A 4,065-nucleotide genomic window follows, 5' to 3' on the forward strand; every position below is an offset into this window, starting at 1 on the left:
GAAGTGACCGAACTCCGCTACGAGGGCTCGGCCAACAACGTGAGCCTGCCGGAGCTGGCCGAGGACCTCGGCTACCTCGGCGACGTCAAGCTGAACTGGGTGGGCAACACCATCAGCGGGCCGGCGAGCATCCAATCAGCCGCGACAGGAGCCACCGACTTCGGCGGCGCCTTCTCCGGCGCCGTGGTCAAGCTCATCGAAGCCGGCGCGCCGGTCACTGCGGTGATCAACTACTACGGCGAGGACGAGAAGACGTTCAACGGCTTCTACGTCACCCAGGACAGTCCGATCCGGACGCCGCGGGATCTGATCGGCAAGAAGATCGCCGTCAACACCCTGGGCGCCCATGCGGACGCCGTGATCAACAGCTACCTGAAGAAGAATGGACTGTCGCAGGAGGAAATCAGGCAGGTACAGCTCGTCGTCGTTCCGCCCAACGACACCGAGGAGGCCATCCGCCGCGGCCAAGTCGACGTCGGGGCGCTCGGCGGAGTGCTGCAGGATAACGCTGTCGCCACGGGCGGCCTGCGGTCCCTGTTCAGCGACTTCGAACTCTTTGGAACCTTCGCCGGCGGCCAGTACGTCCTGCGCAAGGACTTCATCGAGAAAAACCCGGAAACCACGAAGATCTTCACCACCGGTGTGGCCAAGGCCATCGAATGGGAACGCACCACCCCCCGCGACGAGGTGATCGCGCGGTTTACGAACATCATCAACAAGCGTCAGCGCTCCGAAAGCACCGCGGCGTTGAAGTACTGGAAGAGCGTCGGAGTCCCGTCCAAGGGGGCCATCAGCGACCAGGACTTCACCCGCTGGTCAGCATGGCTGAACGACACCGGCATCGTCAGCGGCGGGATCACCCCGTCCAAGTACTACACCAACGATTTCAACGGACTGCTGAACGGGGCGGCATCATGACCCGCGGTGCCGGACCGACGCCGAAAATCAGCCTCCGCAACGTCGGGAAACAGTTCACCGTCCGGCCCAGCAAGGACCAGCCCGAGGGCTCCACCCTGACGGCGCTGGAGGGCATCACCCTGGACGTCGCCGCGGGCGAGTTCATTACTCTGGTCGGGCCGAGCGGCTCCGGCAAAACCACCCTCCTGGACCTCCTCGCCGGGCTCACCCGGCCGGACGCCGGCCAGGTGCTCGTGGACGGCAAGGAGGTGACCGGGCCCGGCCGCGACCGTGCAGTCGTCTTCCAGCAGTACGCCCTTTTCCCATGGCGCACCGCGGCCGCCAACGTCGCCTTCGGCCTCGAAGGAACCGGCAGCGACGGGCGCCGCCTGAGCCGGAGGGAACGTGCCGACAAGGCCCGCCACTACCTTGAGCTCGTCGGCCTCTCCGGTTTCGAGGACCGGTATCCCCATGAGCTTTCCGGCGGCATGAAGCAGCGGGTTGCCATCGCACGGAGCCTCGCGTACGAGCCGGACGTCCTGCTCATGGATGAACCGTTCGCAGCGCTGGATGCCCAGACCCGGGAACAGCTCCAGGAGGAACTCCTGCGCATCTGGCGCTCCACGGGCAAGACCATCATCTTCATCACCCACGGCATCGACGAGGCTGTGTACCTGGGCCAGCGGGTCGCCGTGCTCAGCTCCCGACCAGGCCGGCTCAAGCAGATTGTCGACATTGACCTGGGGGAGCGGAGCGGTGACCGGGACGTGCGCTCCGACGCTGTCTTCATCGAACACCGCCACAAAGTCTGGTCGCTGCTGCACGACGAGGTCCGGAAAGCCCAGGAAGCCGGGCATGCCAAGATCCGGCCCGACGGGTCCGCGCCCGACGAGGCACCGCAGCTCAGCAAGAGACAGCCCAGCAAGGGACAGCTCAGCAAGGGAAGGGCCGCCTGATGACCGCACCAACACTGACCAAAGACCTGACTGCGCCCGCTACAGCCGCTACTGGGCGGCCCCCACAGCCCGCCGCAACCCGACGCCTTCCCGCCGTGGCCCGTTCCGGAGCCCGCAGGGCCGGGCGCGGGATCTGGGCCTCGGGCGCAATTGTGCTGTTCCTCTTGCTCTGGGAACTGGGCCCAACCTACCTCGCCACGGCCTCGACCAGGGTCTTCCTCCCGCCGCTGCACGAGGTCCTGCGGGCACTGGGATCACTCATCGCCAAGGGCCAACTGCAGAACCATCTGGCAGCCAGCCTGACCCGCTCCGCCAGCGGCTTCGGTATCGCCGTGGTCTTCGCCGTCGCCCTTGGCCTGYTGGTCGCCTGGTACCGGTCCCTTGACCGGTTCCTCAACCCACTGCTGGAGGTCTTCCGGAACACCGCGGCGCTGGCGCTGCTCCCGGTCTTCACCCTCCTGCTGGGGATCGGGGAGACTTCCAAGATCAGCATCGTGGCTTACGCCGCGTTCTTCCCCGTGCTGCTGAACACCATCGCCGGCGTCAGGACCGTAGACCCGCTGCTCGTCCGGGCCGCCCGCTCGCTGGGACTCTCCAACTTCCGCCTGTTCCTGAAGGTCATCCTTCCCTCGGCGGTGCCGACCATTTTCACCGGAATCCGGATGGCCGGAACGTCCTCGATCCTGGTGCTCATTGCGGCGGAGATGGTCGGTGCCAAGGCGGGCCTCGGGTACCTGATCGTCAACGCCCAGTCCAGTTTCCTGATCCCGGACATGTATGCCGGAATCCTCACCGTCTCGCTGCTCGGCCTGCTGGTCAACTACCTGCTGGTCGCCGTCGAACGGCACTTCTCCCGGTGGCGGACCGCCGTCGGATCCCAGTCGAACTAACCCCCGCAGACCAAAGGAGTCCACCATGTCCATAACCACCCAAACCCGCCTCGAATTCCGGAAACTCAGCGCCCGCATCGGTGCCGAGATCCGCGGCCTGGACCTCAGCAGCGACTTCAGCGACGCCACAATCGCCCAGATCCGTGAAGCCCTGAACACGCACAAGGCCCTGGTCTTCCGGGACGCCAACGTCCGCGACGACGAAGCCCAGGTCCGCTTCGCCGCCCGCTTCGGCCCGCTCACCCAGGCCCACCCCACGGTGGCCTCCGTCGAGGGAAAACCTGCCGTCCTGCCGGTGGACAGCGAAAACGGCAGCGCGAACAACTGGCACACCGACGTCACGTTCGTCGTGAACCCGCCGCAGGCCTCCACCCTGCGCAGCATCACCTTGCCGGCCTACGGCGGGGAGACCCTGATCGCCTCGGCCGCCGGAGCCTACGCCGATCTGCCGGACGAGCTGCGGAACTTCGCCGATACCCTGTGGGCCGTCCACACCAATGATTACGACTACTCCGTGCCGAAAAACCTCGAGCACGCCAGCGCCGGTGAGCGGCGGAAGGAATTCACCCGGATCCACTTCGAGACTGCCCACCCCGTGGTCCGGGTCCACCCACTGACCGGGGAGCGCGGCCTCTTCATCGGCGGCTTCGCCCAAAGGCTGCGCATCGTGGGACTGTCCAACACCGAATCCAAGGACATCCTGCGGCTGCTCCAGGCCTACGTCACCCGCCCCGAGAACGTGGTCCGCGTCAACTGGGAACCGGACCAGCTGGTGCTGTTCGACAACCGCATCACCCAGCACTACGCCCCGGACAACTATGACGGCCAGCCCCGGCAGCTGAACCGGGTCACGGTGGCCGGCGACGTACCCAAGGGCGTCGACGGACGCAGCAGCACGTCCATCCAGGGCGATTCCTCCACCTATTCCGAGACGGTCGAACTGCGCGCCGGCGTTCCCGGAGTTCAGCTGTGAGCGGGGCACGGCAGCTGCACCTGAACGCGTTCCTCATGAGCACCGGTCACCACGAGGCCTCGTGGCGGCTGCCGGAAAGCGACAGTTTCGCGGGGACGGACGTCGCGCATTTCCAGCGGCTGGCCCGAACGGCGGAACGCGGGACGTTCGATTCGATCTTCTTCGCGGACTCACCGGTGCTTCACGGCGACGTCGGCCAGCGGCCCTACGGCACACTCGAGCCGACCGTCCTGCTCGCCGCCATCGCCGCCGTCACCGACCGCATCGGGCTGATCGCCACGGCGTCCACCACCTACAACGACCCCTACAACCTGGCCCGCCGGTTTGCCTCCGTGGACCACATCAGCGG

5 protein-coding genes are annotated in these 4,065 nt (G+C 66.5%); all 5 read left to right on the forward strand.

Annotation, left to right across the window (positions count from 1 at the left end; translation table 11 throughout):
- Nucleotides 1-918 (forward strand): ABC transporter substrate-binding protein (locus AC1D1S_RS19755; protein WP_476995285.1); only part of this gene is annotated, 918 nt, incomplete at its 5' end.
- Nucleotides 915-1,853, forward strand: coding sequence for an ABC transporter ATP-binding protein (locus tag AC1D1S_RS19760; protein ID WP_243177488.1), 939 nt, complete (start codon nucleotides 915-917; stop codon nucleotides 1,851-1,853). The genes AC1D1S_RS19755 and AC1D1S_RS19760, both read left to right, overlap by 4 nt.
- Nucleotides 1,853-2,743, forward strand: a complete 891-nt coding sequence (locus tag AC1D1S_RS19765) for an ABC transporter permease (RefSeq protein WP_028276294.1) — start codon at nucleotides 1,853-1,855, stop codon at nucleotides 2,741-2,743. Before AC1D1S_RS19760 ends, AC1D1S_RS19765 begins: the two co-directional genes overlap by 1 nt.
- A 25-nt stretch (nucleotides 2,744-2,768) precedes the next feature.
- A complete protein-coding gene (locus tag AC1D1S_RS19770; protein WP_243177490.1) occupies nucleotides 2,769-3,716 on the forward strand; it encodes a TauD/TfdA dioxygenase family protein in 948 nt (315 codons plus the stop codon).
- A 35-nt stretch (nucleotides 3,717-3,751) separates the two neighbouring features.
- Nucleotides 3,752-4,065, forward strand: a 314-nt coding sequence (locus AC1D1S_RS19775; protein ID WP_476995286.1) for an LLM class flavin-dependent oxidoreductase, incomplete at its 3' end; no start/stop codon positions are given.

It is taken from the genome of Arthrobacter sp. P1_A5 (assembly GCF_056406825.1).